Source organism: Sphingomonas glacialis, from assembly GCF_014653575.1.
In the GTDB taxonomy this organism is placed as follows: domain Bacteria; phylum Pseudomonadota; class Alphaproteobacteria; order Sphingomonadales; family Sphingomonadaceae; genus Sphingomonas; species Sphingomonas glacialis.
Window position 1 is genome coordinate 95,855 of sequence record NZ_BNAQ01000003.1, and the last position, 25,790, is coordinate 121,644.

Annotated in this window: 22 protein-coding genes; 7 read left to right on the forward strand and 15 right to left on the reverse strand. The window is 66.6% G+C overall.

Features of this window, described 5'->3' with window-relative positions:
* Position 1 precedes the first annotated feature (1 nt).
* Both IE187_RS11160 and IE187_RS11165 read right to left on the reverse strand, forming a co-directional pair.
* Positions 2-2,890, reverse strand: coding sequence for a GAF domain-containing hybrid sensor histidine kinase/response regulator (locus tag IE187_RS11160; RefSeq protein ID WP_189676339.1), 2,889 nt, complete (start codon positions 2,888-2,890; stop codon positions 2-4).
* Positions 2,891-2,897: 7 nt separating this feature from the next.
* Positions 2,898-4,373 (reverse strand): ATPase domain-containing protein, encoded by a 1,476-nt coding sequence (locus tag IE187_RS11165; protein WP_189676340.1) that lies wholly within the window; start codon positions 4,371-4,373, stop codon positions 2,898-2,900.
* 153 nt (positions 4,374-4,526) lie between these two features.
* Here IE187_RS11165 and IE187_RS11170 point away from each other — a divergent pair, with 153 nt between their 5' ends.
* The 3 genes from IE187_RS11170 (at position 4,527) to IE187_RS11180 (ending at position 7,487) form a co-directional block, all read left to right on the forward strand.
* On the forward strand, positions 4,527-5,675 hold the full coding sequence (locus tag IE187_RS11170; RefSeq protein WP_133191502.1) for a zinc-binding dehydrogenase: 1,149 nt from the start codon (positions 4,527-4,529) through the stop codon (positions 5,673-5,675).
* A 152-nt stretch (positions 5,676-5,827) separates the two neighbouring features.
* Positions 5,828-6,535 (forward strand): hypothetical protein, encoded by a 708-nt coding sequence (locus tag IE187_RS11175; protein WP_189676341.1) that lies wholly within the window; start codon positions 5,828-5,830, stop codon positions 6,533-6,535.
* Between the two features lie 328 nt (positions 6,536-6,863).
* Positions 6,864-7,487, forward strand: a complete 624-nt coding sequence (locus IE187_RS11180; RefSeq protein ID WP_229839372.1) for a Crp/Fnr family transcriptional regulator — start codon at positions 6,864-6,866, stop codon at positions 7,485-7,487.
* Positions 7,488-7,494: 7 nt separating this feature from the next.
* Here IE187_RS11180 and IE187_RS11185 read toward each other — a convergent pair whose 3' ends face one another.
* The 3 genes from IE187_RS11185 to IE187_RS11195 are packed head-to-tail and all read right to left on the reverse strand — an operon-like array spanning position 7,495 to position 13,360.
* Positions 7,495-8,916 carry an efflux transporter outer membrane subunit gene (locus IE187_RS11185; protein WP_189676343.1) on the reverse strand — a complete coding sequence of 474 codons (1,422 nt, stop codon included), beginning with the start codon at positions 8,914-8,916 and terminating at the stop codon, positions 7,495-7,497.
* Entirely contained in the window at positions 8,913-12,101 is a 3,189-nt protein-coding gene (locus tag IE187_RS11190) for an efflux RND transporter permease subunit (protein WP_189676344.1), read from the reverse strand. The genes IE187_RS11185 and IE187_RS11190 overlap by 4 nt, the downstream gene beginning before the upstream one ends.
* Complete coding sequence (locus tag IE187_RS11195) at positions 12,098-13,360, reverse strand: efflux RND transporter periplasmic adaptor subunit (RefSeq protein WP_189676345.1); 1,263 nt, start codon at positions 13,358-13,360, stop codon at positions 12,098-12,100. Before IE187_RS11195 ends, IE187_RS11190 begins: the two co-directional genes overlap by 4 nt.
* A 90-nt stretch (positions 13,361-13,450) precedes the next feature.
* On the opposite strand from IE187_RS11195, the gene IE187_RS11200 reads away from it, so the two are divergent.
* On the forward strand, positions 13,451-14,128 hold the full coding sequence (locus IE187_RS11200) for a response regulator (protein WP_133191496.1): 678 nt from the start codon (positions 13,451-13,453) through the stop codon (positions 14,126-14,128).
* The gene (locus tag IE187_RS11205; RefSeq protein ID WP_189676346.1) at positions 14,128-15,438 is read left to right on the forward strand and encodes a sensor histidine kinase; all 1,311 of its coding nucleotides are present in this window, start codon (positions 14,128-14,130) and stop codon (positions 15,436-15,438) included. The genes IE187_RS11200 and IE187_RS11205 overlap by 1 nt, the downstream gene beginning before the upstream one ends.
* A 23-nt stretch (positions 15,439-15,461) precedes the next feature.
* Here IE187_RS11205 and IE187_RS11210 read toward each other — a convergent pair whose 3' ends face one another.
* From IE187_RS11210 to coxB, 10 genes are all read right to left on the reverse strand, one after another.
* A complete protein-coding gene (locus tag IE187_RS11210; protein ID WP_189676347.1) occupies positions 15,462-16,328 on the reverse strand; it encodes an RsmD family RNA methyltransferase in 867 nt (288 codons plus the stop codon).
* Positions 16,328-17,728 carry a threonine synthase gene (gene thrC / locus IE187_RS11215; RefSeq protein ID WP_189676348.1) on the reverse strand — a complete coding sequence of 467 codons (1,401 nt, stop codon included), beginning with the start codon at positions 17,726-17,728 and terminating at the stop codon, positions 16,328-16,330. Before thrC ends, IE187_RS11210 begins: the two co-directional genes overlap by 1 nt.
* 11 nt (positions 17,729-17,739) lie before the next feature.
* Positions 17,740-18,375 (reverse strand): SURF1 family protein, encoded by a 636-nt coding sequence (locus IE187_RS11220; RefSeq protein ID WP_189676349.1) that lies wholly within the window; start codon positions 18,373-18,375, stop codon positions 17,740-17,742.
* Positions 18,372-18,767 (reverse strand): DUF983 domain-containing protein, encoded by a 396-nt coding sequence (locus IE187_RS11225; protein WP_189676350.1) that lies wholly within the window; start codon positions 18,765-18,767, stop codon positions 18,372-18,374. Before IE187_RS11225 ends, IE187_RS11220 begins: the two co-directional genes overlap by 4 nt.
* Before the next feature lie 4 nt (positions 18,768-18,771).
* The gene (locus IE187_RS11230) at positions 18,772-19,629 is read right to left on the reverse strand and encodes a cytochrome c oxidase subunit 3 (protein WP_133191492.1); all 858 of its coding nucleotides are present in this window, start codon (positions 19,627-19,629) and stop codon (positions 18,772-18,774) included.
* A 46-nt stretch (positions 19,630-19,675) separates the two neighbouring features.
* Entirely contained in the window at positions 19,676-20,215 is a 540-nt protein-coding gene (locus IE187_RS11235) for a cytochrome c oxidase assembly protein (RefSeq protein WP_189676351.1), read from the reverse strand.
* On the reverse strand, positions 20,215-20,376 hold the full coding sequence (locus IE187_RS11240) for a cytochrome c oxidase system small membrane protein (protein WP_165954550.1): 162 nt from the start codon (positions 20,374-20,376) through the stop codon (positions 20,215-20,217). The genes IE187_RS11235 and IE187_RS11240 overlap by 1 nt, the downstream gene beginning before the upstream one ends.
* Positions 20,373-21,281: a heme o synthase gene (locus tag IE187_RS11245; protein WP_133191490.1), complete on the reverse strand. Its 909-nt coding sequence runs from the start codon at positions 21,279-21,281 to the stop codon at positions 20,373-20,375. Before IE187_RS11245 ends, IE187_RS11240 begins: the two co-directional genes overlap by 4 nt.
* A gap of 165 nt (positions 21,282-21,446) precedes the next feature.
* Positions 21,447-23,111, reverse strand: coding sequence for a cytochrome c oxidase subunit I (ctaD, locus tag IE187_RS11250; RefSeq protein WP_189676352.1), 1,665 nt, complete (start codon positions 23,109-23,111; stop codon positions 21,447-21,449).
* 3 nt (positions 23,112-23,114) lie between these two features.
* Positions 23,115-24,257 (reverse strand): cytochrome c oxidase subunit II, encoded by a 1,143-nt coding sequence (gene coxB, locus IE187_RS11255; RefSeq protein ID WP_189676353.1) that lies wholly within the window; start codon positions 24,255-24,257, stop codon positions 23,115-23,117.
* Positions 24,258-24,444: 187 nt separating this feature from the next.
* Between coxB and pyrE the strand changes: the two genes are divergently transcribed.
* Complete coding sequence (gene pyrE, locus IE187_RS11260) at positions 24,445-25,026, forward strand: orotate phosphoribosyltransferase (protein ID WP_133191487.1); 582 nt, start codon at positions 24,445-24,447, stop codon at positions 25,024-25,026.
* A complete protein-coding gene (locus IE187_RS11265; protein WP_189676354.1) occupies positions 25,023-25,751 on the forward strand; it encodes a pyridoxine 5'-phosphate synthase in 729 nt (242 codons plus the stop codon). Before pyrE ends, IE187_RS11265 begins: the two co-directional genes overlap by 4 nt.
* Positions 25,752-25,790 lie beyond the last annotated feature (39 nt).

Consider the following 25,790-nt stretch of genomic DNA (forward strand, 5'->3'; position numbering starts at 1 on the left):
GTTACGTGCCGTTCCCGACCGCGCCCTCGCCCCCCGTCCCGAGCAAGTCGCGGATCCGCGCGCTCATTACGTCCATCGGAAACGGCTTGGTCAGGATGTGCATCCCGGGATCGAGATGGCCATTCCCGATCACCGCATTCTCGGCATAGCCGGTGATGAACAGGATCTTGAGATCGGGCCGCTTCTGCCGCGCCGCATCGGCGAGCTGACGCCCGTTCATCCCCTTGGGCAGCCCGACATCGGTGATCAACAAATCGATCCGCACGGGTGAATCGAGGATCGCGAGCCCCGCCGGACCATCGGCCGCCTCGAGATAGTTGCAGCCGATATCGGCGAGCAAATCGGTCACCAGCATCCGCACGGCATCCTCGTCATCGACGACGAGGACGGTCTCGCCACTCGCCAGCGGCAAGGTCGCTTCGGTCGGCATCGCCACTTCGTCGATCGCGTGCTGGCCGACGACGCGCGGGAAATAGAGGCACATCGTCGTGCCTTGCCCGAGCTCGGAATAGATCCGCACTTGCCCGCCCGACTGGCGGACGAAGCCGTAGATCATCGAGAGGCCCAGCCCAGTCCCCTCACCGAGCGGCTTGGTGGTGAAGAACGGGTCGAATGCGCGCTCGATCGTCTCGGCGCTCATCCCCGAACCGGTATCGGTGACGCACAGCGAGACATATTGGCCCGGTGGCAATTGCCGCTCGGCAGCCGCTTTCTCGTCGAGCCATTTGTTTGCGGTCTCGATCGTGATCCGCCCACCTTCGGGCATCGCGTCGCGCGCGTTGATGCACAGATTGAGCACTGCGTTCTCGAGCTGGTTGGGATCGATCAACGCGGTCCACAATCCGCCCGCGCCGACGACTTCGAGCTCGATCGTCGGCCCGACCGAGCGGCGCAGCAGATCGTCGAGGCTGACGATCAGCCGATTGATGTCGGTCGGCCGCGGATCGAGCGTCTGGCGGCGCGAGAAAGCGAGCAAGCGGTGCGTCAGCGCCGCCGCGCGCTTGGCCGCCTGCTGCGCTGCCTCGACATAGCGCTCGACATCGCCGGACCGGCCCTGGCGCACGCGGATCTGCATCAACTCGAGGCTCCCCGAGATTGCGGTCAGCAAATTGTTGAAATCATGCGCGATGCCGCCGGTCAGCTGCCCGACCGCCTCCATCTTCTGCGCTTGCCGCAATTGCGCCTGCGCCGCCTCGAGCTCGAGCCGCGCTTCCTTCTCGGCGGTAACGTGGCGCCCGCTGGCATAGATCAGCCCGTCGCCCGACGACGCCACCCACGACACCCAGCGATAGCTGCCATCGCGGTGGCGGATGCGGTTCTCGAACTGGCGCAAGGGTTCTACCTGCGCCTGGCGATACGCGGCTTGCGAGGCGAGCGCATCGTCGGGATGGACGAAGTCGTCATAGGCTCGCCCTTCCATCTCGCGCGGATACCAGCCGAGGATTTCGGTCCAGGCGGGATTGACCGCGACGAACCGCCCATGCGTGTCGATCACGCCGAGCAGGTCCTGCGAATTCTGCCAGGTGCGGTCGCGCTCGCGCGTTCGCACTTCGACCTCGCGCTCGAGCGAATCCGCGAGGTCCGCAAGCGCCGTCTCGGCATTGCGGCGTTCGATCGCCGATTGCGTGCGGTTCGCCACATCGCGGATGAATGCGATGTCCTCGGCCGACCAGGGGCGGACCTCGGCATGGTTGAGATAGAGTAAGGCGACGAACTGGCCGTTGTCGACGATCGGCATGTTAATGAACGCGCGCGCCGAAATCGCCTCGAGCGCGCTCGCGCCGTCGGCGGTGCGCGGGTCGAGCCGGGCGTCGGCGATCGCCGCGGTATCGCCGCGCTTGAGATCCTCGATATACGATCCGTAGTCCCGGAAATGGAGCGTGCCGGCGAGGCTCTCGATCCCGGGCATGTTCCAGTCGCGCTTGACGGTGATCGTCTCGCGCACCGGGTCGATCGTGCCGTACCCGGCGCGGCTTACCCCCATCGTCTCGCCGAGGATGCGCGCGGCGAGGAACGACATCTTGTCGGCATCGGTCATATGCCGCAACGCGTCGCCGAGTTCGAGCAGCGCTCGCTGGCGCAGTTCGTCCTGCCGCCGCTCAGTGATCTCGTGCGACACCCCGACCAGTCGCACGATCGAGCCCGACGGATCGCGTTCGACGCGGCCGTTGATCTGTACCCAGTGAAGCGACGCATCGCGCCACAGGCAGCGCGCTTCGAGATCGAAATCGACCCCCATCGCGACCGACTCCGCGAGCGCGTCCTCGAGCAGTGCGCGATCCTTCGGATGGACGGTGTCGATAAGGTCTTCGAAATCGAAGCGATCGTCGGCCCCGCGCCCGAAATGCGCCTTGCTTTCGGGCGCGGCGCTGAGCGTTCGCGCCGGCATCGCCAGCGTCCAGGTCCCGAGCCCGCCCGCCGACAGCGCGAGCTTGAGGCTCGCTTGCCCGTCATTGATTTCCTCGAGCCGCGCGCGCGCTTGATATTGCCGGATGCGCGCACGCGACGCGGCCTTGGCGAGGCTGACGAGCGTCGTCGGATGAAATGGCCGTTCGAGAAAGGTGACGTTACCGAGCGTCTCGAGCAACCGCACCGCACCCGGATTGCGCTCGAGCCCGCCGCCACGCTCGGTCAACAGGATGAACGGAAAGTCCGACCATTCCTGCTGATCGGCCAGGAATGCGGCAAGCTCGCGCAGATCGGCGTTGCGCAGCGCCTCCTCGGTGATGATTGCAAAGCCCGCGCCGCGTCGCAGCGCCGCCACCAACGCCGCAAGGTCGGGCACCGTCTCGGCGACGAGCCCCGCCTCCGCCAGCATCGCTCGCGCGATCGCACCATCGCGACCACGCGGCGCAAGCACAACGGCACCTTCTGCAAACGTACGGTTCAACGGTCGTTCAAGCCTTCGTGCCAAGGAGCCCTTCGTCGTCCCCCAGCAAGGTCGGCACGCCCCGCAACACGCCCTGAAAGCCCGTCAACGGCTCACCGAGCGTGATCCCGTTGTCGCCGATCATGAACTCGCGGATCGTGTCCTCGTGGGGACCGGTCCGCTTCTTAACGACCGAAATCGCTCTTCGGACCCGTCCGCGCGCTTCGAAATATCGCAGCAAAATAACGGTATCGGCGAGGTAGGTGACATCGACCGGCGACTTCATGTCGCCGACCAGCCCGTGCTGCGCGACCGTCAGGAACGTCATCACGCCCTGCCGGTTCAGATATTGCAGAAGCTCGTGCATGTGCAGGATCAGCGCCTGCTCTTCGGGCATCGCCGCCTGATAGCCGTTGAGACTGTCGACGATCACGGTGCGCGCGGCATGCGTCTCGACACAGGCGCGGACGCGTTCGGAAAATTCGCCCGGCGTCAGTTCGGCAGCGTCGATCTGCTCGATCACCAGATTGCCCGCCGCGACCATCGCCTGCAGATCGATGTCGAGCCCCTTGGCGCGTTCGAACAGCAGACCGAGCTCTTCGTCGAAGATGAACATCGCCGCGCGTTCGCCGCGCGCGACCGCAGCCCTGACGAATCCGAGCGTCAGCAGCGACTTGCCGGTCCCGGCCGGGCCGAGGATCAAGGTGCTCGCGCCGCGCTCGAACCCGCCACCGACCAGCGCGTTGAAGGCGGGATCATCGACCCCGACGGTCTCGCGCGTAAAAGCGGTCTTGTGCTCGGCCGCAACCAGCCGCGGAAACACGCGGATCCCGCCGGTCCCGATGACGAAATCGTGATAGCCACCAAGATATTTGCGGCCGCGATATTTGAGCACGCGCAGGCGGCGGCGCTCGGCGCCGTAATTCGGCGACAGCTCCTCGAGCCGAATCACCGCATGCGCGACGCTGTGGACGGTCTTGTCGCCGACATCGGCGGTGAGATCGTCGAGCATCAGGACCGTCGCGTCGGCCTTGGCGAAATAATGCTTCAGCGCGAGGATCTGGCGACGATAGCGCAGTGAGCTTTGCGCCAGCAGACGGATTTCGGACAAGCTGTCGAGTACGACGCGCACAGGCCCGATCCGCTCGAACGATTCGAAGATCCGCTTGGTCGTCTCGCCAAGCTCGAGATCGGAGGAATAGAGCAAGCTCTGTTGCTGATCGGCGTCGAGCAGGCTTTCGGGCGGCACGAGTTCATAGATATTGAACCCGTCAGCGAAGCTCCAGCCATGCGATGCAGCGCCATCGCGCAACTCTTCCTCGGTCTCCGATAAGGTGATGTAGAGCGCGCGCTCTCCCGCCGCGACGCCCGCCATCAGGAATTGCGTGGCGATCGTCGTCTTGCCCGTACCAGGGCTTCCTTCGAGCAGAAACAACCGCCCGCGCGAAAGGCCGCCGGCCAGAATGTCATCGAGGCCTGTCACCCCGGTCGCGCAATTGTCCATCAAGCCTCACTACACCATCGTCGCTTCGCTTCGTGCCACGCGCCGACGTCTTCGATCCCTACCAAACCGTCGCCGGGGAGAGAACCACGTTCGCACTCGCGCGCGGGTCACTCAGCGGCTAGGGATGGCGCTACTATAAGAGAGGAAATCCCGATGACCGATCCTGTTCCAAGCACTGGCCTCCAATTGCTGTCGCGCGTCACCAAGGACGCGCATCTCGAGGTCTCGCTGATCGACCAGCCGGTTCCCGCGCCGCGCGACGATCAAGTCGTCGTCAAGGTGCTGGCAACGCCGATCAATCCGTCAGATCTGGGATTGCTGTTCGGCGCCGCCGACATGAGCAGCGCTGTCGCGACGACGCGCGACGGCCATCCGCTCGTCACCGCCGATGTGCCGCCAGGCGGAATGCGCGCGATGGCGGGCCGGCTCGATGAAGCGATGCCGGTCGGTAACGAAGGCTCGGGGATCGTCGTCGCGGCCGGCGCCTCGCCCGCCGCGCAGGCGCTGCTCGGCAAGACCGTCGCGATGCTCGGTGGCGCGATGTACGCGCAATATCGCGTTCTGCGCGTCGCCGAGTGCATGGTGCTCCCCGACGGCACCGCGCCTGCCGATGGCGCATCGTGCTTCGTCAATCCGCTGACCTCGCTCGCGATGACCGAAGTGATGCGGCGCGAAGGCCACACCGCGCTGGTCCACACCGCCGCCGCGTCGAACCTCGGTCAGATGCTCGTCAAGATCTGCCTCAAGGACGGGATCCCGCTCGTCAACGTCGTCCGCAGCCCGGCGCAGGCCGAGTTGCTGCGCGGGATCGGCGCGGTGCATGTCGCCGATTCGAGCCAGCCCGACTTCCTCGAGACGCTTACCGCGATGATGGTCGAGACCGGCGCGACGCTCGCCTTCGACGCGATCGGCGGCGGCAAGCTGGCCGGGCAGTTGCTCAGCTGCATGGAGGCAGCCGCAGTCAAGCGGATGACGACCTATAGCCGCTACGGATCGGACACCTTCAAGCAAGTCTATATCTATGGCGGGCTCGACGTCGCGCCGACCACGCTCAACCGCAACAGCTTCGGCTTCAGCTGGTCGCTCAGCGGCTTCCTGCTGACGCCGTTCCTCGTCAAGATCGGCGCCGAGGCGGTCCAGGCGCTCAAGGATCGCGTCGTTGCCGAGCTGACGACGACCTTTGCGAGCCACTACACGCACGAAATCTCGTTGGTCGAGGCGCTTCAGCCAGACGTGATCGAAGCGTATAATCGCCGCGCGACGGGGACGAAGTATCTGATCTGCCCGCACAAGGCTGGCTGATCGCCGCAGGGCGAACGTCAGGCACCCCCAACGGGATACACCCGCCTGACGTTCGCCCGGGCCAACCGCTGCGCATTGAGGAACCGACCTGCACGGCAAAGCGTTCGAGTGGATTAAACCCGCTCGAGGTGGAATCCGTGGCCCGACACCGAATGTCCCTGGAGTGTGCCCCCTTTGCCGAGACCGCCGGCTTGCGCGCCGATCTGGCGGAGGTGAAAGCACAGCTCCGCGCGGCACGGTCGGCGCTCGACGACGAGCGCGACCGCGCGGCCCAGCTGATCACGACGATTCGATCGATCGTCTCGCAAAGTCCTGCCTCGGGCGAGCCGGCCGATACCATTGCGGACCACTTTGCCGCACGGCTTGACGTCCTGGCACGCTATCACCGGCATCCCCGCGAATCGCACGACCTGGAAATGCTCATTCGCGATGAACTGCGCGAATTCCAATTCGGATGGGATCCGCGGATCACGATCGGTGGCCAGATCGCATGGGTCCAGCCCGCACAAGCGCAAGCGCTGGCGCTCGCGTTCCACGAACTGATCATCAATGCGCTCAAGTTCGGTGCCTTGTCGCACCCTGGCGGCAAGCTGCAGATCGCCTGGGTGGCGACGACCAGCGAGCTGCGGCTCGATTGGACCGAAACCGGCGGCGCCGTCGAGCAAAACGTCGCCCACCATCACGGCTTCGGGCGCGAACTGATCGAGCAGGCGCTGCCCGATCAACTCGGTGCGCGCACGCACTTCGCGTTGCGCGCGGACGGACTCCATTGCCGAATCGGATTGCCGCTCGGTTCGCGCCACGCCTTCACGCACCGCATCGTCGCGAACATCCTATCGCAGAGCACCGCATTACAATAAATTTGGTTGGGGCGGTTCCGCGTCGCTGACATAGATACGGCACAGTATTGTCGAACTATTTGACGCGATTGATCTACATTATTGCCATTCTTACAGGCTTTCCGCAGTATCGGGTGTCAGCGAGTACGCCATGCCTATGGCGCTGGAGTGTTCACCCCAAATTACTCGGGCTATCATGGACCAGCAGACTGCTCCGCACGACTTCGACCAGGCGAAACGGGGGGCACACGTGCTCGAAGACCCGTTTGTACCGCTGTTGGCCAAATTACAGCGCGTCTCGCACCTCGACGGAGACGACCTCCTGGCGATTCGGGCGTGGCCGATTCGTATGCAGAACGTACGCGGCAACGGCTACCTCCTGCGCGACGGGCAAATGGTGCGCGACTGCAGCTTGGTCCTTGAAGGGCACGCCTTTCGCAGCAAACTGACCGGCGTCGGGCAGCGCCAGATCCTGTCCTTCCACCGCCGCGGCGATATCGTCGATCTCCACCATCTCGAACTGCGCACCGCCGACCATAATGTTCAGGCGCTCAACGAGGCGCGGATCGCCTGGATTCCGATCGATGCGATCCGCGCGACGATCGACGCGCGCCCGAACGTCGCGCGCGCGTTGTGGCGCGACAGCTTGATCGACGGATCGATCCAGCGCGAATGGATCCTCAACGTCGGTCGGCGCGACGCGCGGACGCGGATCGCGCATCTGTTGTGCGAGCTGATCTATCGGCGCGAAGGGCCGCCGCTCGACGACGCGCAACGCCGTTTCGAACTGCCAATGAGCCAGGAACAGATCGCCGACGCGACCGCGCTCACCCCGGTGCACGTCAACCGCATGCTGCAGAATCTCGAGGCCGAGCAGCTGATCGCGCGCGAACGGCGGATGTTCGTTGTGCAGGATTGGGACGCGCTGTGCCGGGTCGCCGATTTCGACCCGGCCTATCTCCACTTCGATTGAGCCGTCGCTAGCTCGAAGTCACGCCACCGCCTGCAGCCTGGAACAAGGCGACGGTATCGATGAGCCGCGCCGCGCGCGCCTGGATGACGAGCGAACGCGCCTGCGCATCGGTCGCGGTCGCGTTGAGCAAGGCAAGCGTGCCGACATCGCCGAGCGCGAGCTGTCGCCGGATGAAGCCGAGCGCCCGCGCCGACGAATCACCCGCGCGCGACGCCGCGTCATAGGCGTCGGCATCGGTACGCAGCCCGGTCAGCGCGTCCGACACATCGCCGAACGCCTGAAGCACGGTCGCGCGATATTGCGCCTTGGCCCCATCGAGCGCGGCCTCGGCGGCGCGTTGCTGGTGGCGCAGCGCGCCTGCGTGGAAGATCGGCTGCGTCACACCGCCGAGCACCGACCAGAACGGATTGCCGCTCTTGAACATGTCGAACAGATGCTGCGCGGTGCCGCCGCCGCTGGCCTCGAGCTGGATGCTGGGCAGCCGCGCCGCGACCGCCGTCCCGACATCGGCCGCAGCACCCTCGAGCTGCGCGCGCGCCGCTCCCACGTCGGGCCGCCGCGCGACCAGATCTGACGGCAGCAGCACCGGCAGGTCCTGCGGCAACACGAGCGCCGTCAGCGACGGCAGCGCCGGCAGCGCGCTGCCAGGGGTACGCCCGATCAGCGTGGCGATGATGACGCGCTGATGCGCCTCGGCGCGGACCAGCGCCGGCAGCGCGCTTTGCGCGGTGGCGAGCGCCGCCTGTTGCGTCGCGACATCCGCCGCGCCGACCGCGCCGAGCTGCTGCCGCTTGAGCAATTGCGCGAGGATGTCGCGATTGACCGCGACGCTCGTCTGGAGCGCCGCGATCTGGTCGGCGAGCGAGGCGCGCTGGATCACTGCCTGGACGAGATTGGCGAGCACCGTGGTGCGCGCGGCATCGAGCCGGTGCCGCTGCACTTCGGCCAGCGCGCGCGCCGAGCGGATCCGCGTCTTGATGCCGCCGAACAGATCGGGGTTGTACGTGACGCTCAGCTGCGCGGTGTGCAGCGTGTAGAGTTGCTGGTTCGAGTCGCTGACCGCGGGCGAGAGCGCATACGACACGCGCGTGCGCTGCGCCTGGTAACTCGCGTCGACCTGCGGCAGCGCGCTGCCTGCGGTGGCGGACGCTTGCTCGCGCGCCTGGCGCAGGGTCGCGTCGGCGACCGCGATATCCGTGGCGTGCGCGAGCGCCTCGGCGACCAGCGTATCGAGCTCGCTGCTGGCGAAGGCGCGCCACCATTCGCGGGGAACTTCGGCGACGCGGGTCACCTGCGTCGGCCCCTGCGTTGGCGCGAAGCTCTGCGGCGCGGTCGCCGGCGGCAGCGCGACCGGAGGCACCACAGTGCGCGGGCCCATCGCACACGCGCTGACGCTCAGCGCGAGCAGGCTGATGGCAATCCGCTTCATGCCAGCGCCTCCCCTTCGCTCGCGGGATGCGGATGATGCCCGACATCGCGGCCATGCGCGCCGCGATCCTCGGGCGCGACGCGGTGCGAGAACAGGTCGATCAGCACCGGCAGCACGAGCAGGATCAGGATCGGCGCGAGCGTCATTCCCCCGACCACGACCAAAGCGAGCGGCTTCTGCACCTGGCTACCGATGCCGTTCGAGAGCGCGGCCGGCAGCAACCCGATCGCCGCGACCAGGCAGGTCATCACCACCGGCCGCAGGCTATGCCGCACCGTCGTCGCGATCGCGCCTTCGCGCGCGACGCCCTCGTCGATCGCATGGTTGAAGGTGGTGACGACCAGGATGCCGTCCATCACCGCAATGCCGAACAGCGCCACGAAGCCGATCGCCGACGAAATGCTGAACGCCGTCCCCGACACCGCGAGCGCGAGCACGCCGCCGATGATCGCCATCGGGATCGCCGAAAAAGCGAGCAGGCTGTCGCGGATCGAGCCGAAATTGGCGTAGAGCAGCAGCAGGATCAGCAGCAGGCTGATCGGCACCACAACCTCGAGCCGCGCGACGGCATTGTTGAGATTGTCGAGCTCGCCCGCCCATTCGAGATGATAGCCCGGCGGCAGATGGACGCTGCGCGTAATCTCGGCGCGCGCCTGATCGACCGCACCGCCGAGATCGCGACCGCGCACCGAGAATTTGATCGGGATGTAGCGCTCCTGATGCTCGCGATAGATGAACGACGCGCCCGAGGTCAGCTTCACGTCGGCGACTTCGGACAGCGGCACCTGGATCGTACCCGTGCCATTCGGCGAAGGCGCACCGACGGTGATGCGACGGATCGAATCGATGCTGTCGCGCTGTTCGGCACGGAGGCGGACGATGATCGGGAAGTGGCGGTCGGTGCCCTTCTCGTACAGATCGGCATTCGATTGCCCACCGATCGCCGCGGCGACGGTCGCGTTGAGGTCGTCGGGGGTCAGGCCGTAGCGCGAGGCGCGCGCGCGATCGACGTCGATCCGCACCGTCGGCTGGCCGAGCGACTGGAACACGCCGAGGTCGACGATGCCGGGGACCTTGGCCATCTTGTCCTTGATCTGGTCGGCGTACTTTTCGAGCGTCGCGAGATCAGGACCGAACAGCTTGATCGAATTGGCGCCCTTCACGCCCGAGGCGGCTTCCTCGACATTGTCCTCGATATATTGCGAAAAGGAGAAGTCGACGCCCGGGTATTTCGCCTGGAGCTTCTTCGACAGCTCGGCGGTCAGCGTCTCCTTGGTGACGCCCGCGGGCCATGTGCCGAACGGCTTCAACGGCACGAAGAATTCGGCGTTGAAGAAGCCGGTCGAATCGGTCCCGTCATCGGGCCGGCCATGCGCCGAGAGCACCGATTCGACCTCGGGATAGGCCGCGATCATCCGCCGCACGCCGTTGACGACGGGCTCCCCGGCCTCGAGGCTGATCGATGCGGGCAAGCTCGCGCGGATGTACATATTGCCTTCCTCGAGATGCGGCAGGAATTCGATCCCGAGCGAGCGCACGCCGACCATCGCCGCGGCGAGCAGCAGCAACGCGCCCCCGACCGCGAGCACGCGGTTGCCGAGCGCGAAGGCGGCGGCGGGTTCGTAGGCGCGGCGCAGCTTGCCGACGATCCACGTCTCGACCTCGGACAGTTTGTCGGGGAGCAGCAGCGTCGCGAGCACCGGCGCGACCGTGAAGGTCGCGATCAGCCCGCCGGTGATGGCATAGGCATAGGTCTTCGCCATCGGCCCGAAGATATGCCCCTCGACTCCGGTCAGCGTGAACAGCGGCAGGAAGCTCGCGATGATGATCGCCGCCGCAAAGAAGATCCCGCGGCTGACCTCATGGCTCGCGCCGAGCACCGCCGAGAAGCGGCTCGCCAGCGTATAGTGCCCGCGCCCGTTTTCGACATGCGCCGAACGCTCGACCATGTGGCGAAAGACGTTCTCGACCATGATCACGCTCGCATCGACGACCAGCCCGAAATCGAGCGCGCCGACCGACAGCAGGTTCGCGCTTTCACCCTGAAGCACGAGGATCAGGATCGCGAAGGCGAGCGCGAACGGGATCGTCGCCGCGACGATGATCGCGCTGCGCAGGTTCCCGAGGAACGCCCATTGCAGGAAGAAGATCAGCGCGATGCCGGCGACGAGATTTTCGAGCACGGTGTGGATCGTCAGCTTGATCAGATCGGAGCGATCATAGACGCGGTCGAGATGCACGCCCGGCGGCAGCAGCCCCGAGGCGTTGATGTCGGACACTTCCTTCTGCACCGCCTGGATCGTCGGCATCGACTGCGCGCCGCGCTGCATCAGCACGATGCCCTGCACGATGTCGTCTTCATTGTTGTAGCCGGCGATGCCGAGCCGCGGCTCGTTGCCGATCTGGACGCGCGCGACGTCCTTCAACAGGATCGGCTGGCCGTTGGCACTGCCGACCAGCACGTTCTCGATTCCCGAGACCGACTGGATCAGCCCGACGCCGCGGACGATCGCCGCCTGTGCGCCGAAGTTGATCGTCTGGCCGCCGACATTGCCGTCGCTCTTCGACAGCGCGGCGAGCACCTGCGACACCGTGACGCCGTGTGCCGCGAGCCGGTCGTTGTCGATCACCACGTCATAGGCGCGCAGCTTGCCGCCCCAGCCCGTCACGTCGATCACGCCCGGGATCCGCTTGAAGCGACGTTGCAGCACCCAGTCCTGCAGCGTCTTCAAGTCCATCACCGAATAGCCCGGCGGCGCGGTGATCTTGTAGCGATAGATCTCGCCCACCGGACTCGTCGGCGACAGCGTCGGCTGCGCCCCGCCGGATAGCGGCGGCAGCTGCGACAGGCGGTTGATCACCTGCTGCTTGGCGGCCTCGTTGGTGAGATCGTAGCTGAACTGGATCTTGATGTCGGACAGGCCGAACAGCGAGATCGCGCGGATCGCGGTGAGGTGCGGGATGCCCGCCATGCCAACTTCGATCGGGATGGTGACGTTGCGCTCCATCTCCTCGGCCGACAGGCCTTGCGTCTGCGTGATGACCTCGACCATCGGCGGGACGGGATCGGGATAGGCCTCGATGTTGAGGTTCCAGAAGCCGATCGCCCCCGCCACCAGCATGGCGGCGAAAATGCCGACGATCAGCAGCCGCTGGCGCAGCGAGAATTCGACGATTCTGTTCATTCGCCGAGACCAGCCTCGTTGACGAACAACGCGCCCGCCGTGACGATGCGCTCGCCGGGGTTGAGCCCGCTCAGGATGACGACCTGGCCGTCCTGCTCGTCGCCGGCGGTGACGGTGCGCGCCTGCAACAGCCCATCGGGCCGGACAACCCAGACGCGCGCGCTATCGCCTTCATGGATCACCGCCGCGACCGGAACGCGCAGCGCCGCGCTCTGCTGCGCCCGCTGGATCGAGAAGCTGGCGAACATCTGCGGTTTCAGCGCGCCGTCGGGATTGGCGATCGTCGCGCGCACCGGCAAGCGGTGCGTCTGCGGATCGAGCGCGGCGCCGACCAGGTCGATCGTCGCGTGGAAGCTGCGCCCCGGCAGCGCGGGGGTCGTGACGGTCACCGTATCGCCGACATGCACTGCGCTCGCATCGCCCTCGGCGAGCTGCGCGATCAACCAGACGTGCGACGGATCGGTGATCGTCATCACCGGCTTGTCGCCGCCTTGCGCGACATATTGCCCCGCCGCCACGTCGCGCGACGCAATCAGACCGCCGACAGGGGCGTGGAGCGTCGTGCGGTCGTGGATCCCCGACACTTCGCCGACACGTTCGAGCGCGCCGATCTCGCCCGCCGACTTGCCGAGGATCGCGAGCTTGTCTCGCGCCGCGCCGAGCGTCGCCGCCGCGGTGCGCGCGGTCGCCTGCGCGGCGATCAGGTCGGTCTGTGCCTGCTGATAATCCTTTTGCGCGCCGCCTGCGGTTTCGAAGATCTGCTTCTGACGCTCGGCGTTGCGGGTCGCAGTGGCGAGTTGTGCTTGCGCGTTCTGGAACGCCGCGCGTGCGCTGAACAGGCCGCTGCGCGCATCGACGAAATCGCTCGTCTGGATCAGCAGCAGCGGCTGCCCCGGCTTCACATATTGCCCGGCATCGGCGAGCACTTTCACAACTTGCCCGGCATAGGGCAGCAGCACCGGTGTGCTGCGATCGCCATCGACGGTGATCGCCCCGCTCGCCAGCGTACGATGATCCGACTCGCCGACGCCGACGCGCAGCGTTTGGAGCCCCGCCATTTGCTCGCGCGTCAGCCGGAGCATGCCGGGCGGCGTCGTCGGCGGCGGTGCCGCATCGTGGTGGAACAGCGCGGCGAGCGCGCTCCACAACAGCGCCAAGCCGATCGCCACCCCTCCAACGATACCGAGCCAGCGCATTTGCGTCGCGCGCGACAGGCTACGGGTGGGGGGCAGCGCCTGGGGGGGAACGGTCGTGTGCATCGAAGGACCTGCTGTGATTTGGCTGTCAGCCCTAGGCGCGCTCGCTTACAGTCGGCTTACAGATGCCGCAGTGCACACAGAAAAGGTCCGATGCGCGTACTATTGGTCGATGATGAGCCCGCGGTCGCGACGGCGCTGGCGGATGCGCTGGTCCGGCGCGGCGTCGCGATCGACCATGCGTCGACGATCGAAGCCGCCGAAGCCTATCTCGAAGCAAGCGACTATGCCGCGGTGCTGCTCGATCTCGGCCTGCCCGATGGCGACGGGATGGGCCTGCTCACGCGAATGCGCGCGCGCGGCGATACGCGTCCCGTCCTCGTGCTGACCGCACGCGGGGCGATCGACGCGCGGATTCTCGGGCTCAACGCCGGCGCCGACGAATATATGGTCAAGCCGTTCGACCTCGACGAACTCCATGCGCGGCTGCTCGCGATCCTGCGGCGGCGCGACGGGCATGTCGGACGCGCGCTGCAATGCGGTGCGCTCAGCTTCGCGGTCGAGACGCGCGTCGCTTCGGTCGGCGAGCGCGTGCTCGGCCTGTCGGCGCGCGAGACCGAATTGCTCGAGCTGCTGCTGCGCCGCGTCGGCAAGGTCGTCCCCAAGCGGATCGCCGAGGATCATCTGTTCGGGCTCGACGGCGATCTCGGGTCGAATGCGATCGAGGTCTATGTCCACCGCTTGCGCAAGCGGCTCGACGAGGCGGCGACGGGTGCGCGGATCGAGACGGTGCGCGGCGTCGGCTATATGCTGCTCGCCACGCCGGCATGATGCGCGCGCCGCGCTCGCTGCTCGGGCAATTCGTCGTGCTTCACATCGCGGTCGCACTGATCGCGACGCTGGTGTTGCTGTGGAGCGCGACCACGCTGCTCCACCAGACCGCCGATCGTTTCCAGCGCAGCTTGCTCGTTCGGCAGGCACAGGTCGTCGCGGCGGCGCGCGCCGACGGCGCTGGCACGATCGCGGCCATCCCGCTGATCAACGGCATGGCGGTCGCCACCTTCGGCAGCGATCGTCGGATCGACCGCAGCAGCGGCCCCGCGCGGCGCGCGGTGCTTGCCGCGGCCCCGCTCGACAGTCACGCGCATTTCTTCCGTCGGGGCGCGGTCGAGGGGTATAGCCTGCCGACGCGCGGCGGCTGGATCGTCGTGTCGCAGGACGATACCGACCCCGAGGTCATCACCGACGATATCGTACGGGCCTTCCTCAAGCGCTTCGCCCTGCTCACGCTGCCGATCGCCGCGCTGGTGCCGTTGATCGGCGTGCTGCTCGCGCGGCGGCTGACGCTGCGGATGCGCGCGGTGTCGGCGATCGCGGCGACGATCGGCCCACAGTCGTTCGACACGCGCTTGCCGCGCGGGGTGCTTCCCACCGAGGCCGAGCCGCTCGCCGAGGCGACCAATGCCGCGCTCGATCGGCTGGTCGCCGCGCTGCACATCCAAAGCGCATTCGCCGCCGATGTGTCGCATGAACTCCGCACCCCGTTAGCCGCGATCCGGCTGCGCGCCGACGCGGTCGCCGATGCGGGCGTGCGCGCCGACCTGATGGCGTCGGTCGATCGCGCGGCGCGCGTCATCGGTCAGTTGCTCGCGCTCGCCGAGCTCGAGCAACCGCATGCCGTCGAGGCCGAGGCGTTCGACTTAGTCGCGCTCGCCACGCAGGTGGTCGCCGATCGGGCACCGGGCATCGTTACCGGCGGCCGGTCGATCGCGTTCGAGACTGCAACCGATGTCGCCCCGGTCCACGGCTATCCCGATGCGATCATCCTCGCGCTCGAGAATCTGGTCGACAATGCCGCGAAATACACGCCGCTCGGCACGGCGATCATCGTGCGGGCGGGCCCCGGCGCGCGGCTGAGTGTGACCGATGACGGCAACGGCGTACCAGCAGCGCAGCTTGCTCGTCTAAAGGACCGCCTGTGGCGCGGCGCCGATCGCGGCATCGAAGGATCGGGCATCGGCCTGTCGCTGGTAGAGCGGATCGCACGCGCGCATGGCGGGACGCTGACGATCATGCCCGGCCCCGAGGAGCGCGGCCTGGTGTTCGAGATCGTGCTGCGCGACCGCGCCACGCCGCACTGACCAGCGTCAGAGCAACGCCGCGATTACCGCGTCCAGCGTGCGAAGATCGCGGTCGGCAGCAACAGCCCGCGCGCTTCCTCGCGCACCGCCATCTCGCCGACTTCGACCGTACCGCCGAGATCGGAGAGCGCCTGGCGCACTACCTCGCCGATCGCCAATGCCGACATCCGCACGGCATAAACGGTGAGGACGAGGAACTTGCTGTCCTTGTCGAGCAAGCGGCGACAATCGGCGATCAGGCCGGGCAGGCCCTCCTCGAGCTTCCACACTTCGCCGTCTGGCCCGCGTCCGAACTTGGGCGGATCGAGGAAGATCCCGTCATAGCGCTTCTCGCGCCGCACTTCGCGCGCGGCGAACTTGGCGGCGTCGTCGACCATCCAGCGGATCGGCCGATCCGACATGTCCGACAGGAAGGCGTTGGCCTTGCCGGCATCGACCGATTTCTTCGAGGCATCGACATGCGTCATCGCCGCCCCCTTGGCGGCGAGCGCGAGCGTGCCGACGCCGGTATAGCCGAACAGGTTGAGCACTTGATCGCCCTCGGCGACCTTGCCGCGCATCCATTCCCATTGCGGCGCCATGTCGGGGAAGAACGCCAAATGGCGGAACGGCGTGTTTTGCGCGGTGAACAGCACTTCGTTCCAGCGGACATGCCAGCCGCCGCGCGGCACGTCGCGCGAGAGGTGCCAGCGTCCGCCGCCATCCTCGTCCGACGCGCCGATAAAGTCGCCATCGGCTTCCCAGCTGTCCGACGCGGGCGCCCACATCGCCTGCGGTTCGGGGCGGATGAAGCGGAAGCGGCCGTAGCGCTCGAGCTTGCGGCCGTGGCCGGAGTCGACGAGGCCGTAATCCTGCCAGGGTTCGGCGATGAGCGTGAGCAAAGGGCCCATTACCGTGCGCTCGCCCGCTCGGCGATATACGCCGTCACCGCCTCGAACGTGCCCGGCAGCGAGGCATAGCGTTCCTCGCGCTCGAACAGATCGCCCATCCGTGCCGGCAGGACCGGGCGTTGCCCGGTCGCCCGCTCGACCGCGTCGCGGAACTTGGCGGGGTGCGCGGTCGCGAGCGTGACGATGGGCACGTCGGCGGGCAGATCGGCACGGCGCGCGGCCGCAAGGCCGATCGCGGTGTGCGGGTCGATCACTTGGCCGCTCGCCTCGCACGCCCAGCGCATCGCCAGCGCCATGTCGTCGAGATCGATCCGGTCGCTTGCAAACAGTGCGGCCGCGCCTTCTCGCTGCGCGTTCGTCAGGCGCATCGCCTTCGACGTCTCGAACCCGCGCATCTGATCGGCGAGTGCATGACCGTCGCGCCCGCCGAGATCGAACAACAACCGCTCGAAATTGCTCGAAACCTGGATGTCCATCGACGGGCTCGGCGTCGGCACGACGGTGCCTTGCGAATAGTCGCCGGCGCTCAGCGCACGGTGGAGGATGTCGTTGACGTTGGTCGCGACGATCAGCTTGGCGACCGGCAGCCCCATCTTGGCCGCAACGTATCCCGCAAACACGTCGCCGAAATTGCCCGTCGGCACCGAGAACGCGACCGGTCGCTCGGGCGCGCCAAGCCGGACGGCGGCGTAGAAATAATAGACGATCTGCGCCATCAGCCGCGCCCAGTTGATCGAATTGACCGCCGACAGCGCGAACTTGCCCGAGAAGGCAGGATCGTTGAACATCGCCTTTACCAGCGCTTGCGCGTCGTCGAAGCTCGCATCCTCGAGCGCGATATTGTGGATGTTGGGCGCGATCACTGTCGTCATCTGACGGCGCTGAACGTCCGACACGCGGCCCTTGGGGTGGAGCATGAAGACATCGACCCCGGCGCGGCCGGCAAGCGCGTCGATGGCCGCCGAGCCGGTATCGCCCGAGGTCGCACCGACCACGGTCACCTGCTGCGTCGATCCGGTGAGGAAGCGCTCGAACAGCAAGCCCAGGAGCTGCAGCGCGACGTCCTTGAAGGCGAGCGTCGGGCCGTAGAAGAGCTCGAGCAGCCAATTGCGTTCGTCGAGTTGCGCGAGCGGCACCACCGCGGCGTGCGCGAAGCGGCCATAGGCCTGGGTGCACAGCGTGCGCAGATCGTCTTCGCTCAGCGTGCCCTCGACGAAGGGCAGCATCACCGCGACCGCGGTTTCGACATAGGACAGCCCCTGCATCGCCGCGATCTGCGCGGCCGAGAAGCTCGGCCAGCTTTCGGGCAGATAGAGTCCGCCATCCTTGGCAAGGCCCGCGAGCGTTACGTCGCGAAAGTCGAGGGTCGGCGCGGAGCCGCGCGTGCTGATATAGCGCATGGCGGTAGCGGTTAGCGGGGTGGAGCCGACTCGGCAACCGTTCGCCGCCGCAAGGCCACGGCATAGATAATTGCGGCAAGGCTCGCGAACACGAACCATTGTACCGCATAGGCAAGGTGATTGTTGGGCACCGCGTCGAGATCGGGGCCGGGATTGGGGTCGAGCCCGGCGGCCGGCGGATCAGCGACGAGCATCAGCGTCTTAGGCGCGCCTTCCCCGACCATCCCGGCGATCAGCGCCGCATGATCGGGCGCGTAGGTCAGATATCCGGTGACGGGCCCGCCCTTCCAGACGGGCTTGGCGTGCGGATCGGTGCCGAATCCGAGCTGGACCGTGAAGCCCGGTCCTTCGGCACCCGTGCGACACCTTGCGATCTGACGCCAGCCAGTGCCGCCGCGCGCGTTGCGGCCACCTTCGATCGCGAAGCTGATCGGCTGCAGGCACAGCGCGCTCGCCCGGCGGAAAAGGAGCTTTGCGTCGGTCGGGTCGCGCGGGAATGCCATCGGTGGCAACGTCACGTTGCGCGCATAGCGGGCGAGCAGCGCCGCCTTCTCGCTGCGGCGCTCGAGCTGCCAGATGCCGAGCCCGATCATCGCGACGATCGCGATGCCGACGATCAGTGTCGGGATCAGCGGGACACGTTTCACGGCAGTGTCTCGGTCGGCGCGATCCGCCCTTCGTGCGCGGCGGTGCGATATTCGGAGCCGAGCAACGCGGCTTTCGCGATCCGCAGCGATCCGACCACACTGACGACGGTGATCGGCAGCCAGATCAGCATCTGCAGCCAGATCGGCGGGCCGTATGCCAGCTGGATCGTGATCGCGAGCCCGACGACGATCGCGCCGAGCACCAGCGTCAGGATCGCGGCGGGCCCGTCACCGACATTGAAGGTGGTGAAATCGAGCCCGCAGACTTTGCAGCGATCGCCGAAGTCGAGCACGCCCTTGAACAGCCCGGGCGCGCCGCAGCGCGGGCACAGGCCCTTCAGCGCTGCGGCAACGGGCGTCGGCGCCACGGCCTTCGCCCGCTGCTCGGTCACAGGCTCACCCTGCGTGGACCGGTGCGCCCCAGCCACCCCAGACATAGATCGAGACGAACAGGAACAGCCACACGACGTCGACGAAGTGCCAGTACCAGGCCGCCGCTTCGAAGCCGAAATGCTGCTTGGGGGTGAAATCGCCGCGATAGACGCGGATCTGGCAAACGATCAGGAAGACCGTGCCGATCATCACGTGGAAGCCGTGGAAGCCGGTCGCCATGAAGAACGACGCACCATAGTTGAGCCCCTTGAAGGGGAACGGCGCGTCGGCATATTCGTACGCCTGGATGCAGCTGAAGATCAGCCCGAGCACGATCGTGCACCACAGCCCCTTCTTGAGCCCGTCGCGGTCGCCGTGGATCAGCGCATGGTGTGCCCAGGTGATCGTCGTGCCGCTGGTCAGCAGGATCAGCGTGTTGAGCAGCGGGAAGCGGAAGGCATTGATGACCTCGAGCCCCTTTGGCGGCCATGTGCCCGCCGTGTCGGTGACGACACTGACGGTCTTGGCGACCGAATCGTACGCGATGTGCGCGGGGAAGAGCGAGAAGTCGAAGAACGCCCAGAACCAGCCGACGAAGAACATCACCTCGGAGGCGATGAACAGGATCATGCCGTAGCGCAGGTGGAGCTGGACGACCGGGGTATGGTCGCCGGCATGCGCCTCGACGATGACCTGGCGCCACCAGCCGTACATCACCGCGAGCACGCCCGCCAAACCGGCGTAGAACACCAGACCACCGCCAGCGGACGAATGCATCCACATGATCCCGCCAGCTGCCATCACGAGCGCAGCCATCGATCCGGCGAACGGCCAAATGCTCGGTGGTAAAATATGGTAATCGTGGTTCTTCGCACCGGCCATGGGTTTTCCCTCTGCTCTGGTCTCTATCTCGTCCCGTGACCCTGTTCTAGCCTTTGGCCTTCGCGGAATCCACCGGGTAAAACGTGTAGCTCAACGTGATCGTCTGGACGTCGCTTGCGTCGGGATCCTGGAGGATCTTGGGGTCGACGAAGAAGATCACCGGCATCCGCGCGGTCTCGCCGGGCTTCAAGGTCTGCTGTGTGAAGCAGAAGCACTGGATCTTGGTGAAATATTTGCCCGCCTGCGACGGCGTCACGTTGAACGTCGCGGTGCCCGTGATCGGCTTGTCCGACGTGTTGGTCGCGGTGAAGAACGCCATGTCGCGCGCGCCGATATCGACCGTCTCGGACGGGTTTTCAGGCGCGAACTTCCACGGCATGTGCGGCGCGACATTGGTGTCGAAATCGATGCGGATCTGCTGGTTGACCGCACCGGGCGCGCGCAGCGCGCGCTGCGTCGTGCCGTTGAGCCCCGTCGCCTGGCAGAACATCCGGTAAAGCGGGATGCTCGCCCAGCCGAGCCCGGTCATGAAGCAAATGCCCAGAACGGCAAAGAGCGCGGTACGAAGCTTGCCGTCGAGCACCATCAGTGCGGCATCCCCGCCTTGATCTTGGCGATGGTGATTGCGAACACCAGGACGACGAACGCACCGAGAATCACGCCCAGCACCGCTGCGCGCGTGCGCTGGCGCTTGCGGACGAGGTCGGCGTGCGGGATCGACAGGTCGGGGCGCGGGTCGGGGTTCATGTCGTCAGCCGATCGATTGCGAGGGTCGCGAAGATCGCGAGGATATAGCCGATCGAATAGACGAACAGGAAGCGTTCGGCCTTCATCTCGGCCGGCGTCGCCGCGCGCTGGACGACGACCCAGGCGGTGAGCCCGACAAAGACCGCCGACGTCACCGCCGCGATGATCCCGTAAGTCGCGCCAGCCAGGCCGAGCGCCCAGGGCGACACCGCCGCGGCGGCCATCAGCACGGCGTAGAACAGCATCTGCCAGCGCGTGGTGCGCGCGCTCGCCACGACGGGGAGCATCGGCACGCCGCCCTTGGCGTAATCATCACGGATCAGCAGCGCGAGCGCCCAGCTGTGCGGCGGAGTCCACAGGAAGATGATCGCGAACATCAGCAGCGGGAGCGTCGAAATGCTGCCGGTCGCCGCGACCCAGCCGATCAGCGGCGGGAATGCCCCCGCGGCACCGCCGATGACGATGTTCTGCGGCGTGCGGCGCTTGAGGCCGACGGTGTAGACGAGCACGTAGAACAGGATCGATGCGGCGAGCAGCGTCGCCGCGAGCAGCCCGATCGCCATCCCCATCAGCAGCACCGAGAAGACCCCGAGCCCGACGCCGAACTGCAGCGCGGTCTCGCGCTCCATCTTGCCGGCAGGAAGCGGACGCTTGGCGGTGCGCTTCATCAGCGCGTCGATGTCGGACTCGTACCATTGGTTGAGCGCCCCCGCCGAGCCTGCGGCGAGCGCGATGCACAGGATCGCGGTGAAGCCGAGCACGAACGGGAGCTGCACCGGTGCTGCGAGCATTCCGCACAAAGCGGTGAACACCACCGACCGCATGACGCGCGGCTTGGTCAGCGCGAAGAAATCGCGCCAGTCGGCGGGGAGCGTCGCGGTGGGGGTAAGCGTGGTTACGGTCATTTCATTTCTACCCCCCTCCCGCGTGCGGGAGGGGCTGGGGGTGGGCTCACGCTCCAAACCGGGCGCTGAGTCGCTGGGTGAGCGCGCGCCCACCCCTACCCCTCTCGCAAGCGGGAGGGGAGAAAAAGATCGACCCTCGCCGCACGGGCGGCGAGGGTCGCAAGCTCAGTCGATCCGCGGCAGCGTCTCGAACTGGTGATATGGCGGCGGGCTCGACAGCGTCCATTCAAGCGTCGTGGCACCCTCGCCCCAGGGGCTGTCGCCAGCGGGCTTGCCCTTGGCGAGCGACCAGATGACGTTGACGAAGAACACCAGCATCGATGCCGCCATGATCTTGTAACCGAGCGTCGCGACCCAGTTCCAATGCGCCAGCGCGTCGGTGTAGTCGGGCACGCGGCGCTGCATGTTCTGGAGGCCGAGGAAGTGCATCGGGAAGAACAGCACGTTCACGCCGAGGAAGAACACATAATAGTGAATCTGCCCGAGCGTTTCGTTGTACATCTTCCCCGACATTTTCGGGAACCAGTAATAGAAGCCGCAGAAGAGCGAGAACACCGCACCCAGCGACAGCACGTAGTGGAAATGCGCCACGACGTAGTAGCTGTCCTGCATGTAATCGTCGATGCCGCCATTGGCGAGCACGACGCCGGTGACGCCGCCGACGGTGAACATGAAGATGAAACCGATCGCCCACAGCATCGGCGTCTTGAAGCTGAGCGAACCGCCCCACATCGTCGCGATCCACGAGAAGATCTTGATGCCGGTCGGCACCGCGATCACCATCGTCGCCGCGGTGAAGTACATCTTGGTGTTCACGCTGAGGCCCGTGGTGAACATGTGGTGCGCCCACACGACGAAGCCGACCACGCCGATCGCGACCATCGCGTACGCCATGCCGAGATAGCCGAAGACGGGCTTCTTCGAGAAGGTCGAGATCACCTGGCTGACGATGCCGAAGCCCGGCAGGATCATGATGTAGACCTCAGGGTGACCGAAGAACCAGAACAGATGCTGATACAGGATCGGATCGCCGCCGCCGGCCGGATCGAAGAAGGTCGTACCGAAATTGCGGTCGGTCAGCAGCATCGTGATCGCGGCCGCGAGCACCGGCAGCGCCAGCAGCAGCAGGAAGGCGGTGACGAGCACCGACCACACGAACAGCGGCATCTTGTGCAGCGTCATGCCCGGCGCGCGCATGTTGAAGATCGTCGTGATGAAGTTGATCGCGCCGAGGATCGACGAGGCACCCGCGAGATGGAGCGACAGGATCGCCATGTCAGTCGACGGCCCCGGCTCGCCATAGGTCGAGAGCGGCGCATACAGCGTCCAGCCGTTACCCGCACCACCGAAGAAGGGCGAAGCGAGCAGCAGCGTGAACGAAGGGATCAGCAGCCAGAACGAGATGTTGTTCATCCGCGGAAAGGCCATGTCGGGCGCGCCGATCATGATCGGGACGAACCAGTTGCCGAAACCGCCGATCATCGCCGGCATCACCATGAAGAACACCATGATCAGACCGTGCGCGGTGATCAGCACGTTCCACAGATGGAGCGAGTGATCGAGCCCCTGCTCGCCACCGGGCAGGAAGCTTGCCCAATAGCCGAGATACTGGATGCCCGGCTCGGCGAGCTCGGCGCGCATCAGCCCCGAGATCGCGCCGCCGATGATCCCCGCGGTGATCGCGAAGATCAGGTACAGCGTCCCGATGTCCTTGTGGTTGGTTGACATGAACCAGCGCGCGAAGAACGACATCTGGTGATCGTCATGCGCGCGCGCATCCGAATGCGGGTGCGCGTCGAACGCGTGTCCGGTGAGAGCGGAGTCGGTCATGGCTTATTGTCCAACTGTGCCGGCGCCGGCGGCATTGGCCGTCGCGCTCGTGTTTCTGACAGGTCCGGTGGCTGCGCCGTCGGCGACCGGCCCGGTGACGTTCGCGGTCACGTCGACCGCGGGCTCGGCGGTGGCGGGCGCTGCTGCCGCACCCGGCATCGTGCCGCCCTTGGCCTTGACCCACTGCGCATAGACCGCGGGGGTCACCGCCTCGACCGTAATCGGCATATAGCCGTGGCGCGCGCCGCAAAGCTCGGAACAGACGCCGAAATAGACGCCGGGCTTGTCGATCGTGAAGCTCGTCTCGTTGAGGCGGCCCGGAACGGCGTCGAGCTTGATCCAGAACGCCGGGATTTCCCAGCTGTGGATCACGTCGTTCGAGGTCGTGATCAGTCGGATCGGAACGCCGACCGGGAGCACGACGCGGTTGTCGGTCGCGAGCAGCCGCGGACCGTCGATCGCGGTCCGTGCGCGCTCGCCCTTGCCGGTCTCGCCAGCTTCCTTGAGCATGTTCGCGGTGATCTCGAACCCGCCATTGTCGGGATATTGATACGACCAATACCATTGGTTGCCGATCGCCTTGAGCGTCACCGCGGTCTTCGGCGCGGGCTTGTACTGCGCCTGCAGTAGCCCGATCGAGGGGAGCGCTAGGCCGAGCAGGATCAACACCGGGACACCGGTCCACAGCACTTCGAGGATCGTGTTGTGCGACGTCTTCGATGCGACCGGGTTGTTGGCGCGGCGATAGCGGATGACGACCCAGACGAGCAGCAGCAGCACGAAGATCGTGATGATCGTGATCGTCGGCACGAGCAGCCAATTGTGGAACCACAGCGCCTGCTTGCCGTTCGGGGTGACCTGCGGCTGGATCGTGATCAGCCCGTCGACCGGCTGGCCGACCTTGGGGTCGATCGCCATCGCGGGTGCGCCGTCGACCGCGAGCATCGGATCGTTCGAGACTGCGGGGGCAGCGACTGCGGCGGGGGCGGCTTGCACCGTGGCGGGCGAAGCGGCGACCGGCGCGGCTTCGACGGGTTTGGCGACAGGCGCGATCGGGGCGGGTTGCGGCGCGGCGTCGGCCGCTCCGATGCTCGAGATCGCGAGGCTCGCCGCCAGCACGATCGATTTGATCCCGATCCTACGCATCGTCTGCTTCTACCCTCTGCAGCGCCGCTTTTACGGCATTATCAAGGCGGGGATACGCCTTTATCGCTTGGCGTATAGCAGGCTATGCCCTCGCCTCAACCCGCGCCGACGCCTTTTTTGGCACAATCGTTGCGCGACGCGGCGCGCGACCCTAATCAGGCGGCTCTCCCCGCAGGACGGACCACCAATGACCGACGCCGATGTGATTGCCGAATTCCGCGCCGCCGAGGCCTTGTTGGAGGGGCACTTCATCCTGTCGTCGGGGCTGCGCTCGCCACGCTATCTGCAATGCGCGCGCGTGCTGATGGACCCGGCGCGCGGTGCACGGCTGGCCGAAGCGCTCGTCGCGCGCTTGCCAGCCGAGCTGCGCGCGAGCATCGCCGCGGTGATCTCGCCTGCCATGGGCGGCGTGATCGCCGGGCATGAAATGGGCCGTGCGCTCGGCGTGCCGGCGATGTTCCTCGAACGGCCCGAGGGCGTGTTCGAACTTCGCCGCGGCTTCCGGATCGAACCAGGCACCAAGGTTTTGATGATGGAGGACGTCGTCACCACCGGCCTGTCGTCGCGCGAGGCGATCGCGGCGATCGCGCGCGCCGGCGGCGAGACGGTCGCAGCGGCGGCGCTGGTCGATCGCTCGAGCGGGACCGCCGATTTGGGCGTGCCGTTCTTCCCGCTGATCCGGCTCGACGTGCCGACCTATGCGGCGGACGCCTTGCCGCCCGAACTCGCGGCGATCCCCGCGATCAAGCCCGGGAGTCGCGCAGCATGAACCGCGAACTGCGCCTCGGCGTCAACATCGACCATGTCGCAACGGTGCGCAATGCACGCGGCGCGGGCTATCCCGATCCGGTACGCGCCGCGCTGCTCGCCGCCGAAGCGGGTGCCGACGGCATCACCGCGCATCTGCGCGAGGATCGCCGCCACATCACCGACGACGATATCGCCCGCCTATCCGAGCAATTGACGATCCCGCTCAACCTCGAAATGGCGGCGACCGAGGAAATGCTCGCGATCGCGCTGCGCCATACGCCGCATGCCGCCTGCATCGTCCCCGAAAAGCGCGAGGAAGTGACAACCGAAGGCGGGCTCGATGCTGCCGGGCGTTACGATCGGCTCGCGCCGCTGGTCGGCGCGTTGCGCGATGCCGGGATCCGCGTCTCGCTGTTCATCGAACCCGATGCGCGCCAGATCGATGCCGTGATCCGGCTCGGCGCGCCGGTGATCGAACTACATACCGGCCGCTACTGCGATCTCACGGGCGAAGCGCAGACCGCCGAGTTGCGCCGCCTGGCCGATGCAGCGGCGCTGGCGGCGAAGAACGGCATCGAGGTCCATGCCGGGCACGGGCTGACCTATGCCAATGTCGCGCCGATCGCGGCGATCCCGCAGGTGCGCGAGCTGAACATCGGGCATTTCCTGGTCGGCGAGGCTCTGTTCGTCGGGCTCGACCACGCCGTCCGCCAGATGCGCGCGGCGATGGACGCGGCGCGGTGACAGGCGCGCGACCTGCTCCCCTCCCGCTTGCGGGAGGGG